The sequence below is a fragment of the Paenibacillus sp. FSL K6-2862 genome (assembly GCF_038005125.1).
In the GTDB taxonomy this organism is placed as follows: domain Bacteria; phylum Bacillota; class Bacilli; order Paenibacillales; family Paenibacillaceae; genus Paenibacillus; species Paenibacillus illinoisensis_A.
The window spans coordinates 237,391-262,346 of record NZ_JBBOSN010000002.1; the positions used below are offsets into that span (position 1 = coordinate 237,391).

Sequence of the window (24,956 nt, forward strand, 5' to 3'; positions counted from 1 at the left end):
GATTTTGAGGCACGCGACCTCTAGATCAGTGTCAGGAGAGATAGTCATGGGGATAGCAACAACAAAGACTTTTGAGGAATGGTTAAGTGCAGATGCCAAAGAATTCATTGAGGATATTAAACATCATAAAGCCCTTTACGAGAGTAACGAGGAAAATGAATATATTGCGAGTCTTGGTACACTGATCCAGCGCTTAAAAAACGAACTGTTCGGTGAAACGATCGTATTTGAAGTGGACTCATATGGAACAACCAAAAATAACATGCTCGCTGTAGATGCGTTCGTAATGGAGCCTACCGCCGAGGGAGGATATAAGCGTTGTTCGAATCCGTTGGAGCCAGAAAAAAAGTGGAAGATGTCCTCCGTTATTTCACCAAAACAGTTTCAAGAGCCCCTCGTAAAAGGAGCTTTGTTTGAAGCATGTTATGAAATCCAGTTGCACCAAAAGCATCTTGATGAATTGCTAAAAATTAAACTTTCAACATATAGAAATGTACAAGAATCATTTCTTGATCATTTAAGCCGCTTGGGAAACACGTTGCTAGCACATGCTACAGAAGAGATTTTTGGTACTGATGTGGAAAAAACGATCTCAACAAAATTTTATGATCGTCAAGATATTCTAGAACAGGAGTACATATCTAAATACACCCAACTAGAGGGTCAGATCCAACAACTTCAAGAAAAAGAGGAAACCTACAATCAGAGACTGAAAGAATTAAGCGAAAAGCAGATCCAGTGGATGCGACTATTGGATAGAATCGATCGTCATATGCAGCTTGAAAACGATAATGAAGAGGAACAAGAACACCAGTTGTATCCATGGGAACCGGAAAAAGTGGTCGAGATGCTGCAATCGTTACTGTATCATAATTCTGAAGATGATCTCGTTTACGATGAGGTAACCATCGAGATGTTTTTGCGAGCATTACAGACAAACACCCTGGTCATTTTGAGTGGTCCTTCGGGAACAGGAAAGTCTAGTCTTGTTATGGAAACGGCAAATGCCATCAAAAATGCGAAAGCTAAAATTATTCCGATCCAGTCGGGGTGGACAGATACGCAAGACCTGATTGGGTATTTTAACCCAATCGACAAATCGTTTGTCGCTACCCCTTTTATGGAGGCATTGGCCGATGCCGCGAGGGAGGAGGAGCAGGACCATCTTCACTTAATTTGTCTAGATGAGATGAATCTTGCTCACGTTGAGCATTATTTTTCAGAGTTTCTCAGTATCCGAGAACAAAAGAAGCAATATATCCAGCTCTATAACAAGCGCTTTTATCTGCAGGCTAAAGAAATTATTGAGCATGGGAATGATAGTCTGAACCGTGATCAGTTGTTTGCTGCCCAAGAACTAATCGAACGTTTCCCTTACCGGTTTGAGATTCCTAAAAATGTCCGTTTTGTCGGAACAATCAATATGGATCACACTGTTAAGTCACTCAGCCCAAAGGTAATTGATCGAAGCTTTGTTATTGAGGTTGATCATATTGATGCTAAAGAAAAAGTGAAAATCGAGAAAAAACTGAATGAAAATATAAAGTCTGGATACATCGACGTCAGTTTAGAGCAGTTCGATTCTTTCTATCACATCAAACATGCGTTTGAAAAAGAAGCACAAGTTTTAGTGGATATCTCACACCAGCTAGAGTCAATCACCAATGCGTCGTTAAACAGCCGCGGGAAGAAACAGATTGGGCTGTACTTAGATCACGTACCAAAACAAAAGCTAACCAAGTCACTCCTTGAGAAATATTATGATCAGTTGATCATGACGAAAATTCTGCCGAGAATTGAAGTTTCTAAACGGGACGATCAATCGATGAGTATCTTGTCAAACTTCCACCAGTCACTGTTGAATTATCCGCGTTCTGCGAAAAAGTTGGGTAAAATGCTTGAAAATGAACGAATCGTCCGTTTTTGGTGATTACATATGAAATTGTATAAAGTAGCAATTCAAGAAAATAAGCGATTGTTGCCAACTGGCGAGATTCAGTATGATGAGGCTACCGTCCAAATTTACGAGCAATTGGATCGTGAACAGAAGACGTATGTAATGAAAGAATATAGTCGGGAACAAAAAAGTTTGCTGCGAATCGGAGTTAAGATCGCTGAGGCTGATTATGTCATAGCTAAAGACGCGTGGGGGAATGAATTCAATCTGTTCAAATCTATCCATGAGAAAGATCTATGGTACGACGTGCGCAAAGGATGGATGGAAAACGGCTATGAGACAACAAAAGAAGCAATTTTTGGTTCAAATGCCTGCGGAGAGTGGAAGATACTCGCGTACCGGAAAGATAGAAGTCTTCTCGCTTCGGAAGAGGTCAGAGTTATTCCGAGCCTATTGTCAGCGGAGCAATACCGAATTATGCAACTGGGGATAAAGAAACTATTTGAAGAGCTAGTTTACCAGCCGGGCCAGAATGACGATCGTAATATTATCCGCGAACTCCAGGTCCCTTTGTTTCCAATCGAGAATCTGCAGATCTTAATGAGTGAGTGGGCACGGTGGTTAGAACAAATAGAAGAAAGCCCTTCCGAAATTCTATATTCGACGCGTGACAAGAGGGCTGTTCGTCAGTTGAAAAGGTGGGATGCGAAAGCTATCCTTGAACAAGCGCTGTTTCCGTTTCGGGATAAAATTTCTGCCAGAGTGTCAATGAAGGATGTTCATGTTCCCGAGCACCGCATGATTAAGTGGATGCTTGAACGTGTAAATGACCGAATTGAGCAGGAAAAAACAACAGAAGCCTCCATGTTGCACCAACTGAAGGAGATTAGACACGGGATTGTGGGATTGAAATCTAGCCACGAGAAGGATAACAAAGTTCTTGAAACCCTGGAAAAACGTAAGCAGCAAATTAAGAAGGATATAGATCTGTTGGAAGATAGATATGTAATTTGGACACAGTTCGAAGCAGTCATTAATCATTATTTAACAAACGAGTTATTTAATGTCGGAGAATTGGAGCCTGAATGGACACATCTATTTGCAAGCCATCCACAATACCGTGCTGTATATGAAGTTTATGAAAGGATTGGAATGTTGGCACCAATATTGACTTCAAAAGAACTTGAGTTTGAAAAATCGCTCACCAATTCACCTCATCTGTATGAAGTATGGGTGCTCCTTCAATTGATCCGTGAGTTGAATAGAGTGAAATTCGTCTGCAAGGATGTGGCTGAATCACTCATTTCTCATTTTGAAAAGAAACGTACATTGAGCGGCTGGCGCGATATGTTTACTTACGAGGATAAAGTCGTCTGGCTATATTATGAGTGTGATCTACCGCATGAAAGCGGCAAGCTGGTAAAGCCTGATTATCTTTTGCTTTTCAAGACTCAAGAGTCAGACTTATGGCATGCGCACACATTGGATGCAAAGTATAAGCCTTACGTGGATATGGGTAAAAAAGTACTTGAGCATGATCTAGAGCGTTCTGGTCGGAGATATTTAGGAATTTCTAAAAACAAAATCGTCATGAAAAGCGCATCAGTTGTTCATATGGATAAACGGACTAACAATTGGAATGTGGACACAAGAAAGCTTTATTCGCTATGCCATTTTCATGCCATTCCCGGTAATTTGGAGGGCCTTCAAATCTATATGAAAAGATTTTTCCACTATTTTGAGAACTTGAAACATCTATGCCCCAGCTGTGGGGAAATTGCAACATGTAGGGATCAAAATTTCAAACAAACATATATTTGCGATTTTTGTAATGAAGTATGGGTGAATAATACTTGTCGAGACTTAAACAGGCAACACGTTAAGACAAAAGTTAGACTGTTAAAATACGCTTCTGGCAATTATTACTTACAGGTCGGGGATGATTGGAATGTCTACTGCCCAATATGTTCAAGCGATGTAAACGGCCACATTGTTAAAACAGATCTCTTTGGAGAAAAGATTACTCATTAAGCGTGATCTCCATTTAAACGCTTCTTATCTATTCTAACCCCCTATTAGAGGGTCTGTTTCTAAATTAGAAATCAAAAAAAGAGCGATGAGTTACCGCACTAAAACTTGCCCTTTCTTCAGCTGAAGACGGGGCGTTTTTTTTCATTTTCAAGTCTTCATTTTGAGATGATTGATTGGTTTAATCCAATTAATGGAACGGGAAGGAAGCTGGGTGTTTATAACTGGTAAAAGCGTTGTTTGTTTGAAAATTCTAAGTCGAAATGGGACAATAGCTCAAATAGGCCGTGAATATCTCAACTTTATCAAACAATCGTAACTCTGTCTCAATTATTTGTGGGGCCTAGAAGTATTGAGAGAAGAAACAGATATGTATTTAAGAGATGAGGAATCTAGTCATCCTTATTTACAAATACAAAGCCGGAACGTAGTGCACCAGTTCATATTTACAATGGTCGCCTGTATCCATCTGTACTCATGTCCATATCGTAATCGGAGATTCCTTTGTGGGCAGCATGAAACAGGATCTTCAGAACTCGGTGTCGAAGAAACACACAAGCTTAAAACCTAAGGGAGAATTACACGATTGGACCGCTTGGTCTGGACTCATCGGAAGGACGTACAGAACGTTACAAATGGTTCAGCAACAACATCATCGGAGGATTTGAAGACTACGGTGCACAAAGGAGTGGAATCTTTTTGATAATCGATGGTCCAATCTGACGCAACTAGTGCACATGCTAAATTTCACGACGTTTAGAACATATGCATGCTTCAATGAGTCAAACATGTAAAAAGATAGACGGTATTCCTTGATTTTAATAATCAGGAAACCGTCTATTTTTTAGAAAAGGTAAGTAGCAAGCTTACTTAAAACATGCCTGACTGGGTCGAAGCCCAAGCAACTACCTCAGAGATGAATAAGATGTGGCACCTATATAAAAATGTGCTCATGGTTAGGAGACAAAAATGATAATATATCGCATCTTGTTTCTGGAGACACATCCCATGTGGATTTATGGATTGCCCAAAGGATTCGAGAAATTAGGACATAAGGTGAAAATTTGTGCTACAGATCAACATGCTGCCCGAACCATACGTCGTTTTAAACCTGATCTGATCTTTATAATGGGTTGGACACCTTCCAATAGTACACCTGAGAAACAGCAACTTATTGCCCAATTGGTCCAAAAGTCTAAGGCTCCTCTCATATATTGGTCAACAGAAGATCCGGGTTACACAGACGTATTCTCACTACCTCTCATCCGTAGAACGCGTCCCGCTTTTGTATTTTCCATTCATCGTCCAACCGTCCAACGATTCAAAAAACAAGCCATTCCTGCTGCTCATTTGGATTTTGGATGTGATCCGGATACACATCGTAGATTGAAATGGACGAAAAAATATAGAGGGAACGCGGCTCTAGTAGCGAACGGATACTCAAAATTGTATCGAGAGAAGCCCAAACATTACCGGTTCAAATCTGTACGGCGGCTCGTCAATCCGTTTTTGGCAAAAGGGTTAAAGGTGGATATCTACGGACGGGATTGGAGCAAGATGAAGAAGTTCTTCAAAACGAGTGTTCCCGTTAAACAGATTCATGGATATCTACCGTATAAGGAAGCAGTAAAAGTATACAATTCTGTTGATTTCGTGATTGGTCCGCAGAATGCGGAAGACCGTCTCACCCAAAGAACATATGAAATTCTGGCTTCCGGAGGATTGCTTATAACAGATGACACGCCAGAGGTGCGCAGATGGTTCCGTCCAGGCAAGGACCTGCTCGTTTCTTCATCTGAACGTGAGACGAGGAATCTGATTGCAAAATACTTGCGTTCTCCCCAGAAACGGGAGCAGATCAAGGGCAATGCAGTAAAGGCAGCAGCTCAATATTCCTACAAGAAGAGAGCAGCTTACATTCTCGGGATCTTGACGAGAAAAGGTATTATTTAGTACGCATACGCAGTATTTCAGACACGGTGACGAACACATATCCCTGACGCCGAAGCTTGCGAATGATGGAAGGCAATGCACGAGCAGTCTGACGAGCCGAATCGCTTGCGTGTAGAAGCAGAATATCACCGGGTTTTACTCCGGTAGTTGAATTACGAATAATGGTACGTACTCCCGGATTTGTCCAATCCATAGAATCTTTGCTCCAGTGAATGGTTGAATATCCAAGGGAGCTGAGTAATTGAATTACACGCTCGTTCATATCGCCGTTGGGTGTACGGATGAGCTTACATTTAACCCCCGTGGCTTTTCGGATGGTGTTTTCTGCAGCTTTGACTTCCCGGGTGATCCAACGGTTACTATGTTCAGTGTAATTTTCATGAAGACGTCCATGCGAGCCAATTTCATAGCCTTGATTTTTAATTTTGCGTGCTAACAGCGGGCGTTCCAATACCCAGGTACTGGACAGAAAAAAGGTTGCTTTTTTTACTCGACTGGCTGATAGAGCATCGAGGACAGGGGTCGGCACTTTACCCCCCCAGCCGATATCAAAAGTCAAAGCTATACATTTTTTGTGCGTACTCACGCGGTATACCGCTTCGAATCGTGGATTCATCGTATACCCCCTTCTCAAACATATATATGTCAATCGGCTTGAATTGATTATGCACTTGTCATTGTTATTACAGGACGGTGATATCGAAATGAGATTTTTATTTTTAGAAAGAGGCACGTTGTGGACATATGGACTACCTGACGGGTTACGAGATCTTGGACACCAAGTTCGAGCATCGGGACCGGTCCGAGAGCAATCACTCCGTCAACAATTACGCTCTTATAAGCCCGATATGTTGGTGTCCGTCGGATGGGGACCTGATCACACCCGAAAGCAACAACGGTTAGTGAGAAAGCTGGCAACAGAGTATCGTATACCACTCATTTATTGGTCAACGGAAGATCCGAATTTCACCGATGTGTTCACGCTCCCTCTTCTTAAACGTATGAAGCCTGACTATACATTCACCATTTCCGAGAAAACGGCTAATCGATTTAGACGGTTGGGTTATCCTGCAGCCTATCTCGATTACGCCTATCATCCCCGGGTGCATTATCGAACCCGTGTGAAAAAAAAATATAAGACAGATATTGCGTTAGTAGCCAATGCCTACCCTGATGTTCTCAAGAAATATCCAAAACTTTATCGGAATCAATCCCTACGTATTCTTGTGCGTCCATTGCTGAAGAACGGTTATCGCATTCATTTTTACGGACGCAACTGGTCGCGGATGAAGTCCATACTAGGATTCTCTATTCCTCCAGAGTGGATCAAAGGGCACATTTCCTATAAAAATGCCAATCAGGTATTCAGTTCAGCGAAAATCATGATTGGGTTACAAAACTACACCGACATGCTAACCCAGCGAACGTATGAAACCTTGGGCTCATCCGGCTTTTTCCTGACTTGTGATACACCTGCGGTCAGGGGCACTTTAAAGCCGGGAAGAGATGTCGCTGTAAGTTCAACTCCAGAGGAGACGTTGAGAAAAGTTCGGTATTATTTGAAACATGAGAGTGAAAGAGAAAAAATCAGACGGAATGGACGGTCAGCGATTGCCCGTCATAATTATACTGCTCGTGCCAGGTTCATGTTGTCGACTCTGAGCAAGAAGGGAGTAATAAGGTGAAGATCACCACCTGTCCAACAAATAGAAGACACGGTAAAGTTGCATATCTTACATTTGATGATGGTCCATCCAAGTACACGAATCAAATATTAGACATTTTGAAGAAGCACAACATCAAAGCCACGTTTTTTGTAGTGGGTAACTCAAGCCCTTATGGATTGAGAATGTACAGAAAAATGAAGAGATTAGGTCACGGCATAGGAAATCATACGTACTCACATCATTTTGAACGCATCTACCGCAGCTCATCAGATTTTTTTAATGATTTTTACAGAATGGAACGATTTATTCAACGTGTTATTGGGGTACGGACACGCTTGTTTCGTTTTCCGGGTGGTTCGAATACCCAACGTGGGTACAACATTGGTGGACGCAGAACTATGGAATCCATTAAAAAGAAACTTAGTGCTAGAGGCTACCGATACTGTGATTGGACAATTGATTCTCAAGATTCATTATTTCCTTGGCCTACTCCCAGAGAAATTACTGCCAAAGTGCTGCGTGAGAGTAAATATCAGCAATGTTGCATCATTTTGTGCCACGATTTTTCTGATCGCAGTTTGTTGGCATTACCCGCAATTATTCTCGGACTAAAGAAGCAAGGGTATCGATTCGAAAAGCTATCTACACGTTCTTATAACTATCAAATAAAGGAGGGATAGTTATGAAAGTATTGTTCCTTGAAAACCATCCCATGTGGATTCACGGTCTACCCAATGGATTTCGGGATGCGGGTCATACAGTTAAAATCTCCGGTTCTCTTACCAGAAACAAGCTCTCACAATTGCTTAAGGATTTTAAGCCTGATTTAGTCATAAGCATGGGCTGGACACCTGAGCATGCTGTTTATAAACAGAAATGGATGAGACGTTTTATTGGGGATACCCATATTCCTCACGTGTACTGGGCAACAGAGGACCCCACTCATCATGAATCATTCTCTCTTCCCTATGTTCGTGCAGTCAAACCCGATTTTGTCTTTACCATCTGCCGATCCATGGTAAAAACATATAAACGTATGGGAATACAAGCAGCGCATATGGACTTTGGATATCATCGTAAAGTGCATCGCAGAGGAAGAGTCGTTCCTCATTTGAAAAGTAACATTGCAGTGGTAGCCAATGGTTATTCCAGGATTCTCAAGCTGTATCCAAAGCATTATCGCATTAAATCAATACATCATTTAATTCGTCCTTTGATAAAGGACGGTACTAGAATCGATTTTTGGGGACGTCAGTGGGAAGAGATGAAGCCTGTTTTGGGTGCAAGTATTCCGCGTAGTTGGATACACGGTTATTTGGATTATCCCGATGCACGTAAGGTATACAGTTCGGCCAAGATTGTCATCGGACCACAGAATCAACTTACTCAGGTGACTCAGCGAACTTATGAAATTTTGGGTTCAGGAGGGTTCCTCATCACCAGCGATACACCTGAGGTTCGTCGTCTGTTCACACCTGGCCGTGATCTTGTGGTTTCCACTTCTGCTGAGCAGACACGAAAACTTGTCCGGTACTATCTCAAGCACCCTAAGGCAAGAGAAGCAATACGCAGACAAGGTCAACGTACCGTTCGGAAACATAATTATAAGTCACGTGCCCAATACATGATCCGGCAATTGAAGAAACATAAAATCCTTTAAATTTGTTCACTTGGAAAGAGAGGATGCCTACGTGACGAAGACGATACAGGTTCTAAGCCGGATTCCAACAAATCAAAAGATAGTTGCTTTAACCTTTGATATTGCTAACGGTCACGATGTACCCCAGCGAATGTTGCCCCTTTTGCGGAAGCTTGGGGTGAACAAGGCGACTTTTTTTATAACAGGAATCTGGGCCAAGGAACATCCCCGTATCGCTAAACGTCTTAGGCAAAGGGGATACGAGATCGCATCGCATGGATATCGGCATCAGGACTACAGGAAACATAATAATACATGGATAGAGAATGAAGTGAAATTGGCCCAGAAGGCGATAATGCGATCGACAGGGGTATGGCCCCGTCTGTTCCGTACGCCTGGCGGTGATATGAATCAACGCGTCATCCATAAACTTCATTCGATGAATCAGACCATTGTACACTGGGACGTAGACTCGCTGGATTGGAAGCTAACCCGGATCAATACTATTGTGAATCGGGTTGTTCCCTATACTCGTCCAGGTTCCATCATTTTGTTGCATGCGAATGATCCTTGGGATCAAAGTCTGAAGGCTGTATCCATCATCGTTGGCAAACTAAGACGTAAAGGATACCGATTTGCATCGGTGTCTGAACTGTTGCGTCAATGGCAAACTTTGTGAAATTCAGGAGCAGATTTCAATGAAGATAACCCGAAAGGAAAAGCATGCAAGGCAATTTCAATCGGAACACGTGACTGTTATTGCCTGCACAAACCGTCCGGAGCATTTTGACCGATTGCTTGCGAACTTCAAACGGCAGAAATATCCAGCCAAAGAAATGATCATTATACTGAACAACGACTCAATGGAGTTAAAACAATACATGGAAAAATGCAAAAAAAAAGGTGACATCCGGCTGTATCAAATCCCCGAAAAAAAATCATTGGGTCATTGTCTCAACTATGCGGTGACCCGGGCGAAACATAAAGTGATAGCCAGATTTGATGACGACGATTATTACTCGCCCTATTATCTGAACACCATGATGCATGCGCTGAACCAATCCAAAGCAGACATTGTGGGGAAAAGAGCTTGTCTTGTATACCTTGAATCCAGTTCTAAACTATTATTGCGTCATCCTAAGGATCAGAATTGTCATGTGGATCAAGTAGCCGGAGCAACATTGATGTGCCGAAAAAAGGTGTTTAGTAAAGTTCGGTTCCAACCGGTGTCGCTTGGAGAGAGTGTGGGGTTCCTGATCCGCTGCAGGCGGAAAGGTTACAAGATATACGCCACGGATTGTTTCCATTATGTGATCAGACGTCGTGCCAACAAATCAAGTCATACATGGAAAATCAGTGACCGCAAGTTACTTGCCCAGAGTATTGAGTTTAAGGAAAGTGGTGCGAATTATAGAAACTACGCCTTAGGTCAATATTATGCAAACACATGACGTCCGATTCGCAATTTGAGCCGGAGTCTCTTCACCCAAATCGAGGTGGATTTATCGGGATTAAAGAAAAAAAGAGATCCAGCTGTGGGATCGTTTCCCTTCAGTGCTTCCCTTGCAGCTCGGTAGGCCCGTCGATTGGGTTTTAGCCAGAACTGCCCATTGCTGACTACCGTAAATGCAAGAGGTTCGGTAATGACTTTCACAAGGGTGTTAGGGAATTGAGGGGATTTTAACCGGTTCAACACGACAGCACCTACAGCTACCATACCTCGGTACGGCTCTCCTCTGGTTTCACTGTAAATCGTTCTAGCTAATAGATTTAGCGAAGTATTTCCTGATGTTAGTTCTTTCAAACGAGGTATAGTCAGATGATGCAACTTTATTTCTGCACTTATTTTGAAATCATTCTGAAATGCAATCAAATTTGCATGTAATGATTTCTTCTTGTATCCCAACAACAGCAATCGTTCTTTAAGCGACATCACATTCCCTCCCCAAGATTTCAGACATGTACGTATAGTAATATTGGAATCTCGTATGATTAATCTATGAAATTGAGAAAGAGTGTGAACCTCTATATACCCAGTCTTAGTCAAAAGGAGGGAAGAACATGCGCAAGCCTATTGTTGCGATTACAGGCAGTTCGGGCAAAACCTCGACGAAAGAGATGATCGCTTCCATTTTGCAAACACGCTGGAAAACATTTAAGTCCATAGAAAACGGGAACGATACCTGGTTTACTTCTCAATATAAAAAGCAAATTAAATCTTTCCATAAAGCTGTTGTTCTAGAGTATGGGATGAGAAAGAAGGGCGATATCAAGCGCCATTGCGAGCTGATTCAACCGAAAATTGGAGTAATAACTAATGTGGGTCGCGCTCATATCGGCCATTTTAAAAATGGATTGGTTGGGATTGCCGCGGCTAAATCGGAGCTTATTGCTGGAATGAACAGCAAGGGAGTATTATTTCTCAACAAAGATGACCCTCATTCGAAACGGCTGAACCTCACACCATTCCAAGGCAAAATTAAAACAGTAAGTATACGAAATAAGGCGGATTATAGTGCGCAACACATTCGATATGGCTCTACAGGTATGACCTTTAATGTTCGGTTGGACAATGAAGTGCATACTTTCCATATTCCCTGTTTTGGAAGATGTAATGTATATAATGCTTTGTTTGCCATAGGCGTTTCACATTATCTTGGTTGTACGTTAGCAGATATAAGAAGTGGTTTCCGTAAAATGGAAAAGCCATATGGTCGACTGAGCGTTACAAAGAATCACCGTAAAATGGTCGTAATCAATGATAGTTTTAATACAAAGCCCGAGCTTGATTCTGCGCTTGATGTTTTAAATCATGTTGGCTTAGCCAGAGGAAGAAAGATCGCGGTTCTGGGGGATATACAGGATCTGGGTAAACATGCTAAGACGATTCATTTGGCTCAAGGCCGCAAGTTGGGGAAAAAGAAGTTAGACTTATTATATACGTATGGTTACCACTCCAAATATCTAGGTATCGGAGCACGGCAATCTGGGATGTCTTCCTACCAGGTGAAGCATTTTACCAAAATTGCTGAATTAAAAAAAACGCTGGCCATGCAAAGAAAAACCGGAGATACATTTTTGCTGAAAGGTTCAACTAATGGTCATCCCGTCAAATTGATGCATCTAGCTGAGTGGCTTATCTCTTGTCAGAGAGTCTCGAATCGATCCCCAAAAAAGAGCGACGACCATTAGGTTCGTCGCTTTTGTTTTATTCCGCCTCTACTTATATCAACTTTAAAATTATGTTACACTGACCAGGGAATTCAAGATGATTACATTTTTGTAGACAAGGCTAACGATAAAAACTTTGATCGAACAAAATATGAGTTATTGAAGCGATTCATGCGTGAAGGAGATACGCTCTTTGTAAAATCAATTAATCGTTTTGGTCGTAATAAACAAGAGATATTGAAAGAGTGGCAATGGCTGATCGATGTAAAAATTTATGTTGTGGTTATAGACATCCCAATTCTCGATACGCGGAAGTACCAGGAGTTGGAGGGGATTGGGGAGCTTATTATGGATCTTGTACTTCAGATACTTAGTTGACTTGCTGAAGAGGAACGTAATGAACGATGGGGATGTCGTAATTGCTTGCACGAATTGGGGCCTTTGCTGATAAATGTTGTGTTATGTGCTCACAGCAAGTAGAGACTTTCCGCTATATTAATAAGCGTGCCATACGGATGAGAAGGCTGTCCGTTGCGCTCGCAATCCTTAACTTTCTTTCCCCTACGTGGGAATCTGGAAAAGTAGATAGCGGTGTAAAAGAAGAGGAGGGAAGTTAATTTGAACATTAAAGATTTTCTAGTCATAAAAAAAGCCACTGAGAATTTGGGAGAAGGAGAATTAAAGCCCTATCTTCATTTTATTCTGGCCAAAATCAAGTTGTTGAAGGATAACGAAGGAGCGAGTGCGACGGTAGCCCAAGAACTTATTGAGTCGTATGACGAGTTGATGGGGCTTCAGGAGAAAGCAACCTTTTGGTCTCCTGTACCGACCTGTACTCATGTCCATATAGTAATCGGAGATTCCTTTGCGGGCAGCATGAAACAGGCTCTTAGAGAGCTCGGTGTCGAAGAAACGCACAAGCTTATATCGCTAGGGGAGAATTACGCGATTGGACCGCTTGGTCTGGACTCATCGGAAGGACGTAAGGAACGTAGCAACTGGTTCAGTAACAACATCATTGGAGGATTTGAAGAATACGATGGATTCGAAAATGAGTATAATCAACTTTTAGGCAAAATTGATCTCATTCCGGAAGGTGCTGAAATCATTATCTGGACGAGTAGCAACGCATGCGAGCAGGTAGGGATGCGACATGCGGTTCACTTGCTTCGTGGTAAACCTAATGCTATTTCAGTTTGCGATGCTTGTGCAATCTGTGAAGAACTATATAACCGGCCTGATGCTTTCATTACCTATAGGCACTCAGGAGAGATTACTACTCAAAAACTTCGGGAAGCAGTTACCCGTTTGAATAATAAGAGAACATTGGACTCTGCCGAAATTCAACAGTTGGAACAAGAATGGAAGGATATCACGAAACAGTCAGGAAGCTTACGTATCTGGAGTGACAAGGCTGTGCTTGAAGTTCCAGCAGCATATTACGATCAATACATACTTGAAAAGCTGGACGATCTTAAGCCACCCACCGGTGATGACGGCTTCTTAAAATCAGCCCGCCTAATTGGAGAGGCGCTGGGTTACTGTGAACAATATATCGGAGATTCTTATTTTGAATACCGGCTAAGAGAGCTCATTTATAATGGAGTACTTGAAATAAAAGGTGTACCTGCAGGAATGCGATACTACAGTATAAGACGCAAACGTAACAAATAGGTCCATTGTGCTCGGTATGTACTTTAACTTCGCTGATGGACTTCCGAGTAGATGAGTATTAAAAAGAGGATTGAGATATACTCAACCCTCTTTTTATATTGTATTATTTACACGTTCTGCAAATTAAATCTCCTATTCCACATTGATTTCGATAGATAATTTACAAGACCCTCATCCTTTTTGCTAATAATGTGATAATATATCTAGAAAAGGGTTACAGAAAAAAATTGGGGGTTCTGATGATGGTAGAAACAGACATCAACGTTTTAGACTACAAGTCTGCCTTTAATGCATTAGAGCAATCACTTGCGATGATTTGTTTTAATTCGGATGGTAAGGTTATATGGGTAAATGAAAAATTTGCCACGACAATGGAGTATCAAGCTACTCAAATGGTTGGTATATCACATAGACAACTATGTACTCCTGAATTTGCAAATAGTAGAGATTATGATTCACTTTGGGAACATTTACGTGAAGGCAAGATTTTTCAAGAGAAAATCCAACGGGTTACAAAACATGGCCGAATTCTATGGCTAGAAGCAACCTATACGCCGATCACTAACGAGGTGGGATCGGTCGAGAAAATCATAAAAGTGGCAACGGATATTACTGATCGTGTTGAAAGAAATGGAGCTAAATTAACAAAAGATCTTCAAAGTACAGCGAATAACCTGATGTATCGTGCTAATGAAGGAATTGCTCGTGCTAGTGAAATAACTCAAGCGATGAAAGACAATGTACGAATGTCAGATGAACATGTTCAAATTCTTGCTTCCTTCGAAAACGAAGTGACGAATATTCATGATATTGTGATAAACATACATAGCTTAGCTAAGACGACAAACATGTTAGCACTCAATGCTGCAATTGAAGCAGCGCATGCTGGTGAACATGGTCTTGGGTTTAATGTCGTTGCGCAAGAAGTAGGAAAACTGTCTAAACAAGTCCATCATGCCACTAACCAAGTGAACACGATAGTGGAAGGAATAACTGAACAGGTGGTAAATATCTCTGCCAAAACCAAACGATCTAAACAGGCGATATGTCATACTCAATCACTTGTCGAGGGAGCCTTGCAAGAGTTTACTTCCATTAATGATTCAGCAAATCAACTACATGAACAGACGAAAGAGTTGGTGAATCTAATTTAATAATGAGTTTATGATTGATATTTAGGTTTGTAGCACACTAGCACTACGTACAATCACAATTAACTTCATAATTTTCGAGCTAACGGAAACGTTAGAGCAATAAGCATATCAGCAGCCGGCCAAAAAGAGCGGCTGCTTTTGTTTTGATTAACAGAAAGTTTATCCCATTCATCATCTCAAACGTGAATTAAGTACTTTGTTTTACCCGCTGCAGAGAATTGCAAAAAAATCAAATAATTTACTGAACCTTTTTCAGCATGGGAGCGAATTAAGAGTTGTAACACGTTCAGGAGGGGCCCCTATGAATGATAAAGAGTTAATTCCATGGCTTAAAAAGGCAACGTATGGCGATGAGTCTGCCTTTCAGCTCGTCTATCAGGCGACTCATCAAGAGGTCTATCGGACGGTTGCTTTTCTCGTCGTTAACAAACAAGACATTGAGGATATTGTGAATGAAGTGTACATGCGTATGTGGCGGTCGTTTCACACGTATGATCCGAACCGGCCATTCCGGTTTTGGCTACATGGGATCATTGTTCGACTTGTCCAGGATTGGAAGAGAAAGACTTGGCGGCGAATTCGACTATTTGAACGAAACCGCCAGCTGAACTGTCAACAACAATTCGACTGGACAGACAAAGCTGTCCTGCAATCTGAAACTCAGTATGAACTGCTTAGCCTTATTCGCCAGTTGTCATACAAACTACGTGTGGTCGTCATCTTACGCTATTTTCACGACTACACTCTGGAAGAAATCGCAGACATGCTGCAGATCCCGGTTGGTACAGTGAAATCCAGGCAACATCTAGCATTGAAACAACTTCGGAAGCGATGCGAAAGGACAGGAGGAGATGTATATGTCCTTTGAAAAGGAATTACGCGAAGAGCTTCGCCAGGCGGCAGATTCAATGAATTGCCCACCTCATTTGTATAGACGTGTTAGCGAGTCTTATCAACACTATTTGAATGAAAAGAGAGGTAGATCCCCGATGAAAAAACGTATTCTAGCAGGCATTGTAGCCGTAGCAATTTTAATTCCGACTGCCGCAGTTGCTGCTTCCTATCTGGCTGATGATATTTTCGGCTCATCTGCAGTCATTGAGCAGCATGGCGGTACACAAGAAGATTATCAAGAGATTGAGGAGATGCTTCAAGTAGCAAAAAGTAAACTCACGGAGGAAGAGTTTCCTGAATATATGGAGCTGACCAAACAGGTAGCGCAATTAAAGCTGAAAATTACCGACGAAAACGGAGTCAAACATGAGGAGAATTTGACCAAAGAGGAGCAACAGCAGTTGGAACAGCTTGGGTCTCAACTGGCCCCGTACTTTGAAAAGATTAACGGGAATGCTAAACCATAAGAAAAACAGGGACCCATCCTAAAGGATTGGGTCCCTTTGTCATTATAACAATAGATCTAAACTAATTAGTGATTAGTTGTACACAAATGAAAGTAAGATGATGTGGTTCTGGATTAAATTACGGCAAGTTACTAGCCTTATGTCGTGGATGTAATCCTCCTCTAGAATGATGGGAAATAAAGGATATATCATTATAATATACATTTGAAAACAACAATTACTAAAGAAATGAGGTTACACTATGAAAAAACGAAAAAGTTTAAGAGTTCCAAGGGAACTCAAGGTAATTACGGCAAGTTTTTTAGTCGTTTCCCTACTATTGTCTCCAACAGCGTCTGGACACTCGGCCGTTGAGAGTAAAAACAATTCCAAATTAGAACAATCCAAAAACTTTGAGGGGCTCTTAACTTCGAAAGAAGTTGAGCATTTCGCAGACAAGTTTTTTGCTCGGCCAGAAGTAAAACAGAAACTTGTAGGCGCTGCCTTCGTTGTCGTTTCGGATAACAAGGTGTTGTTAAACAAAGGATACGGATTCTCTGACTTGGAAAAGAGAGATTTGGTAGACCCTGAGAAGACCGTTTTTCGCTTGGCTTCCATCTCAAAAGTAATGACTGCTACCGCAGTAATGCAGCTTGTCGAGCAGGGAAAGATTGATCTGGATAAGAACATAGAAGACTATCTTGATGGATTACCCGTTCCTAATCAAACGGATAACCCGTTGACCTTGAGGCATTTATTGACTCACACCAGTGGATTTGATTTTACAGATTACATTTCTCCTGCCAGTATAAAGGATGAACAGTCATTGGAACAATTCGTTAAAGAAAACATGCCGACTGTTGTTCGTACGCCAGGTGAAAGCTACAGATACGATAATTTTGCTTTTAATCTACAGGGATACATTCTTCAGAACATTGTAGGTATCCCGTTTGAGGAATATATGCAGGAGCATGTGTTTAAACCGCTTCACATGAATAACAGTGATTTCCGTATGACTGAACAAGTCAAAAAGAATCTGGCTACAGGTTACGGAAGAGATGGTCAGCCTAAACTGCAGTACCCGAACGACCCCGTTATTGTTCCAGACGGAGGGATGTTTGGTACAAGTAGCGATATAGCCCAATTTATGCTGGCCCACTTAAATGAAGGTAGGCTAGGCGACTCTGTGATACTCTCCAAATCGACGATTGAAGAAATGCACCGAACGCAGGTGGCCATTCAGGAACAGGTGCCAACAATGGCATTAGGTTTCGAGAAGTTTTACCGCCATGCCTATCATGGCCAAGTGGTTATCGGAAAAGCTGGAGACTTACCAGGGTATCACTCCTGGATGTGGCTAATACCAGACAAGAAGATCGGCGGTTTTGTCATAACTAACAGTGATGCGAGTCAAGAAATAGGAGAGGAATTGTTTACCGCATTTATGGATCAATATTTTCCCCAACAAAAGCAAGACATCGATGAGTGGCCACTCCGTGCAAACGAGCTAGGTGCATATACTGGAACATATCGTTATCTAAGACAACCTTATATGTTTTTTGACATCAAGAATGAGTTGGGCAAACTTTCGATTTCGGGTCCAAATGGAACTCATACCTTAAAGCCGATCGGAGAATTATTATTCGTTGATGAAGCAGGTAACCAAGCAGCCTTTAAGAAGGATAAAGACGGAAACATTACCTACTTAGATTACCTGTTACCTGACTCTTGGTTCGGTAAAATACCTGATTTGCCCCAATATACTGACGTAGCTAATAACGCATACGCAGGGGCTATCTATAACTCCACTAAATTATTTATAAAAAACGATAATGACTCATATGATACCCATTTTTTTCCCGAGAAGGCTGTTACAAGAGGCGAGTTTGCATCTCAATTGATTCAGTTTGCGAATCTAAAGCCTTCTGAAAAGTCGCCGATCTTTAAAGATACGGAAGGACACAGATATCGCCATTCCATTCAGACACTTTCTGAAATCGGAGTATTGGTAGGTACTCCAGATAGAATGTTTTATCCGGATCGAATCATTACCCGCCAAGAAGCAGCGACGATCTTATGGAGACTTTCTATGAGTGTTAACATACCTCTGATTTCAGCGCAAATCGCGGACCATCCAGCCCCATGGGCAGAAGAAGCCGTGAAATTTGTCGTCGGAGCAAGGATTTACGGACCTGATGTAACCACTGACGACAAAGGAGTTATAAACTACCGCTCTCATGATGCCCTACTACATAAAGAAATGGCTGTCATTTGGGATCGATTTATTAAAGTTCTGACTTCAGGAACATAAATGTATATTCAGAAGAATACAACAGGTTCAAATGAAATACGAATACGAAACGGAATAGTGCACAAATAGTTGCGATATGAGTCCATAGCACAATTACACTTCTGATAAGAGGAGGGATCCGATGGATTGGCTGATGAGAATGAATCGAGCTTTAGATTACATCGAAATGAATTTAATCGGAGAAATTGAACTGAAGGAAGTGGCACGATGTGCCTGCTGTTCTTCACATCAATTTCAGAGAATGTTCTCATTCATTACCAATGTACCGCTTGCTGAATATATCAGACGAAGACGACTTACATTAGCGGCAATTGAATTGCAAAACAGCGATATGAAAGTGGTTGATGTTGCCATAAAGTATGGTTATGAATCACCGGTTTCATTCGCAAGGGCTTTTCAAGCGTTACATGGCATTAATCCTGGAATGGCCCGTCAAGAAGGGAGTGCTCTCAAAGCCTATCCTCGGCTTTCCTTCCTTATTTCAATTAAAGGAGAAAAGGCAATGAATTATCGTATCGAAACCAAAGAATCCTTCCACGTATTCGGAATCGAAAGGGTATTTTCAGTAAACGGAGGCGAGACACCCGGCGAATTTTGGAAGCAAAGCCATGCAAATGGCGAGGTCAAAAGGCTTTCAGAACATGCAGGCCATCTACCAACCTCTATAAATCAGGATTATCATAAAGTTCATGCTGTATGTAGCTACAAAAAAACAGAAGAGGATACTTTTCCATACATGTTGTGTGCATTTCAAAGTGACTCGAGTAAAGCCGATGGGTATACAAGAATAACCATACCCGCTCACACATGGGCTATTTTTTCATCTGATCCTTTCAACTGGGATCAATTTGATGAAACCATTGATTCCTTATATAAAAGGTTTTTCTCTGAATGGCTTCCTACCGCAGGTTATGAACAAGTCGATGGTATGGAATTTGAAATCACTGGAGGTAAGGAAGAGCTTTATTTCGTTGAGTTGTGGTTTGCAGTTAGGAAAATCTCCTCATGATCTGAGTTGGAATTGGTCTTCTTTGTTCATTATTCTCTTACTGACAGGACGTTTATAAAAAATCATTGTTTAATGCAAAGTCGCTAAAATAGCGACTTTTTTTGTTAGATCCCATTTATTGAAGACAGGATAAGAAAATTCAACATTCTAGGTGTCCTTTGTTTTGGTAATCACAATCGTTAAATCCAGTCTAGAGCCAATAGAAGCAAGTATGGACTTATGTAGAGGTTCCCAGCCTTGAAGAGTAAGTGTATCTCTGCTCAAGAACAATGGTAAACAAAGGGGTTACCAGTATGATAACTAAGTTAATAATACTTCAAGGAGCTGAGGTTGTTTATGAAAGGTAGATCGGGTCGACCATATTTAATGGTGGCCAGATAAGTGCAAATTGAAAGGGAAACAGACAAAATATCGAACAGTTATGACTTTCATCCCAATACCAATATTTAACATATAATGACGTACGCCAGATATGTTAACATCATTTATAGAATAAACAATCAGAAGGGTAAATTTGATGAAAACTAAAAAGGCTATTTTTAACATCTCACTAGTACTCTGGCTAATATCGACTGTTTACTTTCTATACAAATATTCCATGGGTATGGGGTACTGGAAAAATCCTCTACTCGTTTCAATTTCACTCTACATATTCGCTGTTGTTATTAATAAGGGTTTTAACAAGATAATTACTTCTATTTCCGTGATTTATATTGGTTTTGGAGTATGGTTCATAATAGACTTTTTATTATCAATGGGTAACGTTCTGTCGGTAGATTAGAGAAATGTTATGGAATCACTTTATGTAGATGTAGATAAGAATTAGTCCCTGTACGAGAAAAGAAACTATCGTTAAGGCCCGCGAAACGTAAATTTATACATTATGGAGCACATTGCAATTCGCAGTTAGTCCTTTTTGTTAAGCTAACGGGAATCAACAACTAAAAAGTTACAAGAAGCAGCTGATCAAATTGGTCGGCTGCTTTTTATTCAACTAACGGGCAGGTTAGTTGAATTTACGGTCAGTATAATATGAGATTAGTTTTCTGATTACACGTTTGAAATTCGAACAGAGATCTCAATTAAATACTCCTCATAACCTTTAACTGAAAGTTCATCTAGCAAAACATCTTCATAAAAAAATCCCTTTATTTCTATTTTCCTATCATTAACATATTTAATTATTCGATCATAAGTGTCACTTACGCTCGTGTACCCTTCTGTATGATACGCGGTTAAATATATTCCTTTTTCTCGCTTGAAATTTGAATGATTGGATTGTTCACTGACCCTTGTATAGAGATAATCATAATTGAACGTTTCATTTGCTAAAACTCTTTTTGTATGTCTCATCCAGCCTACCGTGTGAGAGGCATCAATGCTATAAAACTTCAAGTGTTTTTCGTGTCTTATCATAGAATCGTAAATGCTTTTATCATTTGTATAAGTATTGGCCTCAGTTATTACCAAAAACTCCTCGATTTTTTCCTCCATATTAATTTCACTCGGATTAACCTCAGTTGCTGCTTTCGTAATTCGTCTTTTCTCTGATAGTATACTTTTCATTTTTTGAAGACGTTTAATTTTTGCATTCAGCACTGCCTCTTCTTTATCAAGTAGGACAATGAGCTCACGAGGAGATCTTTTATTTAAATATTCTTTTATCTCTTTTAACGGCATTTCTAGTTCTTTAAGTATTGAAATCACTTTATAAACATCCATTTGATTAATTGAATAATATCTATACCCATTTTCAGCTTTAACTTCAGGAGAAAGAATTCCAAGTCGATCATAGTGAAATAAAGTATCCTTGCTTATACCCATCAATTTCGCAAATTGTCCTGAAGTTAATTGAGTTTGAAAATTATGCTCCATAAATTCTCTCCTTGACTATAGTGTTACACCACACTTTATTATAACCAAGTAAACTTCAAATAGCAGTAGAACATGAGTAGTATCTAATCGTATTTTAGTGGATATTACGAAGAAGGTTACTTGGCAATTAAAAAATGCTTAAATAATTTCATTTCGGGAGGATATAAGCAATGAAAGTGCTAGTTACAGGGGCAACAGGAACAGTAGGCGGACATATTGTAGAACAACTTATTTCAAAAGGCGTTGAGGTAAGGGGCTTGTCTCGTAACCTCAAAAACACAAGTTTTCCACCTGAAGCTCAAATTGTTGTAGGAGACTTAAATAATCCCGATACCCTGCAAGTGCATCTCCAAACTGTCGATCGTCTATTTTTAATTACACAGAGCGAACAAACAGAGACTAGATTTTTGGCAAATCAAAGAATTATTCGAATGGCAAAAGAGGCAAACGTTAAAAAGATTGTAGCGTTGATGGATTATGAAGGAAACCCAATCGAGAGCATCATTCAAGAGAGCGGAATGGACTGGACAATCTTAAGGCCGGCAGAATTTATGAAGAACGCACTGTATTTTTGGGCAGAAACCATTCAAAAAGAAGGGATTGTAAGAACGGGATTCCCTGATGCAATGAGCGTAAGAATTCACGAAGCAGACATTGCCGCTGTTGCAGTTGAAGCACTCACCGAAGAAGGTCATCATGAAAAGATATATACTTTAACTGGCCCACAATCGCTAACTAACAAGAGTATGATTACACAGATTTCTGAAATTATTGGCAAGCCGATTGAACTTGTAGAACTGACTGAGGAACAAGTAAGACAAAATTCCAAAAATCAAGGTTATGATGATGAATTCATAGAATACTTTCTGATAGGAATGGCAAAGAATCCACCTGAAAACGCATATACCGTTTTGCCGACAGTAGAACAAGTAACAGGAAAACCTGCAAGAACATTCGTCCAATGGGTTACTGAAAATAAACACTACTTTAATTAAATTTTAAGCTGTAGTTTTGAATGGAAGGTAGTTTAGTTTCTAAGATATCCTTGGCATAAATATGGTATTACACGTTCAACTAACCGAAACGTCAGTTCAAAAAAAGTAAGGAGCAGTTGGCCGATTGGCAGCTGCTCCTTTTTCTTTAAGCTAACGGGAAACGTTAGCTGTATAACAACAAGAAAGCAGCTGATCCATATGATCGTCTGCTTTTATTCAACTAAAAGAGGAGGTTAGTGTAGCAATGGATTATTTATCCAAATAACGTTAGAATGGTTATATGCCACTATTAGAGGAGGAAATCCATGCTTGATGTTAACCATATTAAAGAGCTTATTCCCCATAGATATCCCTTACTCTTGGTCGATCGAATCTTAGAAATTGTTGAGGGGAAGAAAGTGGTTGGAATCAAAAATGTGACTTTTAACGAACCTTATTTCCTTGGTCACTTTTCCGCTCATCCTGTCATGCCGGGAGTCTTAATTGTAGAAGCACTGGCACAGGTGGGTGGCATCGCTATGTCCAATGTAGAAAGCAATAAACATAAGATAGGGTTACTGACTGGTATTGATCACTGTCGGTTCAAAAAGCAAGTAACACCAGGGGATCAACTCCATCTTGAATTCGAAGTGACCCGAATCAAGGGACAGATTGTCAAAGGAGCAGGCATTGCAATGGTAAACAATGAATTGGTTTGTGAAGCAGAAATAATGTTTGCATTTAGTTAGGAAACTGAAAGAGAATGAGGAGACATTTTGTATGGGACAAGGATACGTCTTATTGAATAAAAGCAAAGGAGAAATAATAAGCTTTGCCCATCTCCCAGCAAGTAAAGCAAGGGAATTGACCGGAAATCCCGTAACAGCAGCCATGACGACCTGGTACCTTTTGTGTAATATAGGCGATCAAATTAGTTTTATTGAAGAAGAAAATGTGGTGAACGACTATCTCGATGTAACTGATCAGCTTATTGACGATTTGATTAAAAGACAGCTTATTACAGATGACGGGATAGAGGTATTTGATCCGAATGAACCTGAGGTATTCATTCGGCGGCTGAGAAACACGTGGATGGATTATTAAACTAACGGGAATCGATAGTCCAACAAAGACGCAGCATCAATACAATTGGCTGCTTATGTTCAACTTAGGACAGCTTAGTTGAAGGAGAAGTATTTTTTAACTAGAGTTTACAAAGAAGGAGGTAACGGGAGGGATATGATACAAAATGATGATCAGTTCGAGAGTTTATTAGCATAGAGGAATTCAGGTGAAGTTACATATGGTATAAAATTAAAAAGTAATATTGAGAAAGGAAGTATATTGGAGGCACTCCTGAAGCAAATGGGCCATAATGCAGATAAGATTGAGGGAAACTGGAGAATGGTTGATAAAGAATATGCTAAAAAAGTTTTAATATATATTCTTTCGAAAAACATGACTCATGATATTGATTTGAAGACGAAACCGATGGCAAATGAATTAAGTGAATATTTCCTAAATCAATTTCATAAAGAAGCTTCTTTCTATACAAACGCAAATTTCGATTCAGCTTATGGTTACTTTAAGCTCTACTCTTGGACAACGATAAATAACTCACATTGGCATACGTTTGATACGGGAATAGTTGCAATGGACAATATACATATAGGAATCCTGTGGGCAACAGATCCATTATAACTTGAGTTAATACTGGTTAATGATGAGCCGTATCTAGATCCATGTTCAATAACGGGACACGACGACGCTACTTCTTAACTAATGTAGACGCAATGTCGAAAAAGTAGAGGGCCGAGGATGAGGTGATTGTAACGAAAAAGTTATTTAGAGTTTCAATCATTTTTTTGATGATGACAATAATAGCTTATGGTTCATACCAATATCAAAAACCTATTCTCACAGAACAGCAAGCCATATCCAATGCAAAAATCTATCTTGATACAGTGAACCTTGAGATGCATTTGTCATATGACACAAAAAAAGATACAGAAAATAGTTGGTTAAATAAAGATACGTTTTGGAACAAAATCGCTGGTAATAGAACTTGGTATGTCCATATAGATGGGGTGCTGGTTACTCTTGACGCCAATGATGGTCAATTATTAGAAATGATATTCCCCATGGACGGTGTTATTACCAAAGAAGACCATCCTGCCTGGTTTTAACTATTAAGTCTGCGAACTAACGCGCCAGGAGTGATTAAGATTTTAGCCCAAAATTGGAATAATCATAATGGTAGTTAG

General features: G+C 40.4%; 24 protein-coding genes. 21 read left to right on the forward strand and 3 right to left on the reverse strand.

What is annotated here, in order from left to right; genetic code table 11:
- The first annotated feature begins 46 nt into the window (after positions 1 to 46).
- The 3 genes from MHB82_RS30920 (at position 47) to MHB82_RS30930 (ending at position 5,878) form a co-directional block, all read left to right on the forward strand.
- A complete protein-coding gene (locus tag MHB82_RS30920) occupies positions 47 to 1,930 on the forward strand; it encodes an McrB family protein (protein ID WP_341176924.1) in 1,884 nt (627 codons plus the stop codon).
- A 6-nt stretch (positions 1,931 to 1,936) separates the two neighbouring features.
- A complete protein-coding gene (locus MHB82_RS30925) occupies positions 1,937 to 3,928 on the forward strand; it encodes a hypothetical protein (protein WP_341176925.1) in 1,992 nt (663 codons plus the stop codon).
- Positions 3,929 to 4,894: 966 nt separating this feature from the next.
- Positions 4,895 to 5,878: a CgeB family protein gene (locus MHB82_RS30930; protein WP_341176926.1), complete on the forward strand. Its 984-nt coding sequence runs from the start codon at positions 4,895 to 4,897 to the stop codon at positions 5,876 to 5,878.
- Here the strand turns inward: MHB82_RS30930 and MHB82_RS30935 are convergent.
- Positions 5,871 to 6,494: a polysaccharide deacetylase family protein gene (locus MHB82_RS30935; RefSeq protein WP_341176927.1), complete on the reverse strand. Its 624-nt coding sequence runs from the start codon at positions 6,492 to 6,494 to the stop codon at positions 5,871 to 5,873. The two genes, MHB82_RS30930 and MHB82_RS30935, sit on opposite strands and share 8 nt — an antisense overlap.
- An 88-nt stretch (positions 6,495 to 6,582) precedes the next feature.
- Here MHB82_RS30935 and MHB82_RS30940 point away from each other — a divergent pair, with 88 nt between their 5' ends.
- From MHB82_RS30940 to MHB82_RS30960, 5 genes are read left to right on the forward strand one after another with little or no spacing between them, the layout of a single operon-like run.
- Complete coding sequence (locus tag MHB82_RS30940) at positions 6,583 to 7,563, forward strand: CgeB family protein (RefSeq protein WP_445671282.1); 981 nt, start codon at positions 6,583 to 6,585, stop codon at positions 7,561 to 7,563.
- Entirely contained in the window at positions 7,560 to 8,225 is a 666-nt protein-coding gene (locus MHB82_RS30945) for a polysaccharide deacetylase family protein (protein ID WP_341176929.1), read from the forward strand. Before MHB82_RS30940 ends, MHB82_RS30945 begins: the two co-directional genes overlap by 4 nt.
- Positions 8,226 to 8,227: 2 nt before the next feature.
- Entirely contained in the window at positions 8,228 to 9,205 is a 978-nt protein-coding gene (locus MHB82_RS30950) for a CgeB family protein (protein WP_341176930.1), read from the forward strand.
- Between the two features lie 31 nt (positions 9,206 to 9,236).
- Positions 9,237 to 9,863: a polysaccharide deacetylase family protein gene (locus tag MHB82_RS30955; protein ID WP_341176931.1), complete on the forward strand. Its 627-nt coding sequence runs from the start codon at positions 9,237 to 9,239 to the stop codon at positions 9,861 to 9,863.
- 19 nt (positions 9,864 to 9,882) lie between these two features.
- A complete protein-coding gene (locus tag MHB82_RS30960; protein WP_341176932.1) occupies positions 9,883 to 10,635 on the forward strand; it encodes a glycosyltransferase in 753 nt (250 codons plus the stop codon).
- On the opposite strand, the gene MHB82_RS30965 is transcribed toward MHB82_RS30960, so the two are convergent.
- Positions 10,620 to 11,117 (reverse strand): cell wall hydrolase, encoded by a 498-nt coding sequence (locus MHB82_RS30965; protein ID WP_341176933.1) that lies wholly within the window; start codon positions 11,115 to 11,117, stop codon positions 10,620 to 10,622. The genes MHB82_RS30960 and MHB82_RS30965 overlap by 16 nt on opposite strands.
- Positions 11,118 to 11,245: 128 nt before the next feature.
- On the opposite strand from MHB82_RS30965, the gene MHB82_RS30970 reads away from it, so the two are divergent.
- From MHB82_RS30970 to MHB82_RS31005, 8 genes are all read left to right on the forward strand, one after another.
- Entirely contained in the window at positions 11,246 to 12,376 is a 1,131-nt protein-coding gene (locus MHB82_RS30970; RefSeq protein WP_341176934.1) for a UDP-N-acetylmuramoyl-tripeptide--D-alanyl-D-alanine ligase, read from the forward strand.
- A gap of 69 nt (positions 12,377 to 12,445) precedes the next feature.
- Complete coding sequence (locus MHB82_RS30975; RefSeq protein ID WP_341177132.1) at positions 12,446 to 12,733, forward strand: recombinase family protein; 288 nt, start codon at positions 12,446 to 12,448, stop codon at positions 12,731 to 12,733.
- Between the two features lie 240 nt (positions 12,734 to 12,973).
- Positions 12,974 to 14,029: a DUF1835 domain-containing protein gene (locus tag MHB82_RS30980; protein WP_341176935.1), complete on the forward strand. Its 1,056-nt coding sequence runs from the start codon at positions 12,974 to 12,976 to the stop codon at positions 14,027 to 14,029.
- A gap of 242 nt (positions 14,030 to 14,271) precedes the next feature.
- Positions 14,272 to 15,183, forward strand: a complete 912-nt coding sequence (locus MHB82_RS30985; RefSeq protein WP_341176936.1) for a methyl-accepting chemotaxis protein — start codon at positions 14,272 to 14,274, stop codon at positions 15,181 to 15,183.
- A 301-nt stretch (positions 15,184 to 15,484) separates the two neighbouring features.
- Positions 15,485 to 16,051 carry a sigma-70 family RNA polymerase sigma factor gene (locus tag MHB82_RS30990; RefSeq protein WP_341176937.1) on the forward strand — a complete coding sequence of 189 codons (567 nt, stop codon included), beginning with the start codon at positions 15,485 to 15,487 and terminating at the stop codon, positions 16,049 to 16,051.
- Positions 16,041 to 16,544, forward strand: coding sequence for a DUF3600 domain-containing protein (locus tag MHB82_RS30995; RefSeq protein WP_341176938.1), 504 nt, complete (start codon positions 16,041 to 16,043; stop codon positions 16,542 to 16,544). Before MHB82_RS30990 ends, MHB82_RS30995 begins: the two co-directional genes overlap by 11 nt.
- A gap of 241 nt (positions 16,545 to 16,785) precedes the next feature.
- Entirely contained in the window at positions 16,786 to 18,834 is a 2,049-nt protein-coding gene (locus tag MHB82_RS31000; RefSeq protein ID WP_341176939.1) for a serine hydrolase, read from the forward strand.
- 121 nt (positions 18,835 to 18,955) lie between these two features.
- Complete coding sequence (locus tag MHB82_RS31005) at positions 18,956 to 19,843, forward strand: AraC family transcriptional regulator (protein ID WP_341176940.1); 888 nt, start codon at positions 18,956 to 18,958, stop codon at positions 19,841 to 19,843.
- A 1,050-nt stretch (positions 19,844 to 20,893) separates the two neighbouring features.
- On the opposite strand, the gene MHB82_RS31010 is transcribed toward MHB82_RS31005, so the two are convergent.
- Positions 20,894 to 21,718, reverse strand: coding sequence for a MerR family transcriptional regulator (locus tag MHB82_RS31010; protein WP_341176941.1), 825 nt, complete (start codon positions 21,716 to 21,718; stop codon positions 20,894 to 20,896).
- Positions 21,719 to 21,888: 170 nt separating this feature from the next.
- Here MHB82_RS31010 and MHB82_RS31015 point away from each other — a divergent pair, with 170 nt between their 5' ends.
- The 5 genes from MHB82_RS31015 (at position 21,889) to MHB82_RS31035 (ending at position 24,878) form a co-directional block, all read left to right on the forward strand.
- On the forward strand, positions 21,889 to 22,713 hold the full coding sequence (locus tag MHB82_RS31015; RefSeq protein WP_341176942.1) for an NAD(P)H-binding protein: 825 nt from the start codon (positions 21,889 to 21,891) through the stop codon (positions 22,711 to 22,713).
- Between the two features lie 305 nt (positions 22,714 to 23,018).
- On the forward strand, positions 23,019 to 23,441 hold the full coding sequence (gene fabZ / locus MHB82_RS31020; protein WP_341176943.1) for a 3-hydroxyacyl-ACP dehydratase FabZ: 423 nt from the start codon (positions 23,019 to 23,021) through the stop codon (positions 23,439 to 23,441).
- Between the two features lie 31 nt (positions 23,442 to 23,472).
- Positions 23,473 to 23,796 (forward strand): hypothetical protein, encoded by a 324-nt coding sequence (locus MHB82_RS31025; RefSeq protein WP_341176944.1) that lies wholly within the window; start codon positions 23,473 to 23,475, stop codon positions 23,794 to 23,796.
- Positions 23,797 to 24,057: 261 nt separating this feature from the next.
- The gene (locus MHB82_RS31030) at positions 24,058 to 24,393 is read left to right on the forward strand and encodes a hypothetical protein (protein ID WP_341176945.1); all 336 of its coding nucleotides are present in this window, start codon (positions 24,058 to 24,060) and stop codon (positions 24,391 to 24,393) included.
- Between the two features lie 122 nt (positions 24,394 to 24,515).
- Positions 24,516 to 24,878 (forward strand): hypothetical protein, encoded by a 363-nt coding sequence (locus tag MHB82_RS31035; protein WP_341176946.1) that lies wholly within the window; start codon positions 24,516 to 24,518, stop codon positions 24,876 to 24,878.
- Positions 24,879 to 24,956 lie beyond the last annotated feature (78 nt).

Bases quoted from the DNA above. Each gene is read 5' to 3' on its own strand.
- MHB82_RS30965 (WP_341176933.1), bottom strand. From the start codon at position 11,117: ATGTCGCTTAAAGAACGATTGCTGTTGTTGGGATACAAGAAGAAATCA.
- MHB82_RS30940 (WP_445671282.1), top strand. From the start codon at position 6,583: ATGAGATTTTTATTTTTAGAAAGAGGCACGTTGTGGACATATGGACTA.
- MHB82_RS30950 (WP_341176930.1), top strand. From the start codon at position 8,228: ATGAAAGTATTGTTCCTTGAAAACCATCCCATGTGGATTCACGGTCTA.
- MHB82_RS30920 (WP_341176924.1), top strand. From the start codon at position 47: ATGGGGATAGCAACAACAAAGACTTTTGAGGAATGGTTAAGTGCAGAT.
- MHB82_RS30930 (WP_341176926.1), top strand. From the start codon at position 4,895: ATGATAATATATCGCATCTTGTTTCTGGAGACACATCCCATGTGGATT.
- MHB82_RS30935 (WP_341176927.1), bottom strand. From the start codon at position 6,494: ATGAATCCACGATTCGAAGCGGTATACCGCGTGAGTACGCACAAAAAA.
- MHB82_RS30970 (WP_341176934.1), top strand. From the start codon at position 11,246: ATGCGCAAGCCTATTGTTGCGATTACAGGCAGTTCGGGCAAAACCTCG.
- MHB82_RS30985 (WP_341176936.1), top strand. From the start codon at position 14,272: ATGGTAGAAACAGACATCAACGTTTTAGACTACAAGTCTGCCTTTAAT.
- MHB82_RS31005 (WP_341176940.1), top strand. From the start codon at position 18,956: ATGGATTGGCTGATGAGAATGAATCGAGCTTTAGATTACATCGAAATG.
- MHB82_RS30995 (WP_341176938.1), top strand. From the start codon at position 16,041: ATGTCCTTTGAAAAGGAATTACGCGAAGAGCTTCGCCAGGCGGCAGAT.
- MHB82_RS30925 (WP_341176925.1), top strand. From the start codon at position 1,937: ATGAAATTGTATAAAGTAGCAATTCAAGAAAATAAGCGATTGTTGCCA.
- MHB82_RS30990 (WP_341176937.1), top strand. From the start codon at position 15,485: ATGAATGATAAAGAGTTAATTCCATGGCTTAAAAAGGCAACGTATGGC.
- MHB82_RS31030 (WP_341176945.1), top strand. From the start codon at position 24,058: ATGGGCCATAATGCAGATAAGATTGAGGGAAACTGGAGAATGGTTGAT.
- MHB82_RS31025 (WP_341176944.1), top strand. From the start codon at position 23,473: ATGGGACAAGGATACGTCTTATTGAATAAAAGCAAAGGAGAAATAATA.
- fabZ (WP_341176943.1), top strand. From the start codon at position 23,019: ATGCTTGATGTTAACCATATTAAAGAGCTTATTCCCCATAGATATCCC.
- MHB82_RS31015 (WP_341176942.1), top strand. From the start codon at position 21,889: ATGAAAGTGCTAGTTACAGGGGCAACAGGAACAGTAGGCGGACATATT.
- MHB82_RS31010 (WP_341176941.1), bottom strand. From the start codon at position 21,718: ATGGAGCATAATTTTCAAACTCAATTAACTTCAGGACAATTTGCGAAA.
- MHB82_RS31000 (WP_341176939.1), top strand. From the start codon at position 16,786: ATGAAAAAACGAAAAAGTTTAAGAGTTCCAAGGGAACTCAAGGTAATT.
- MHB82_RS30960 (WP_341176932.1), top strand. From the start codon at position 9,883: ATGAAGATAACCCGAAAGGAAAAGCATGCAAGGCAATTTCAATCGGAA.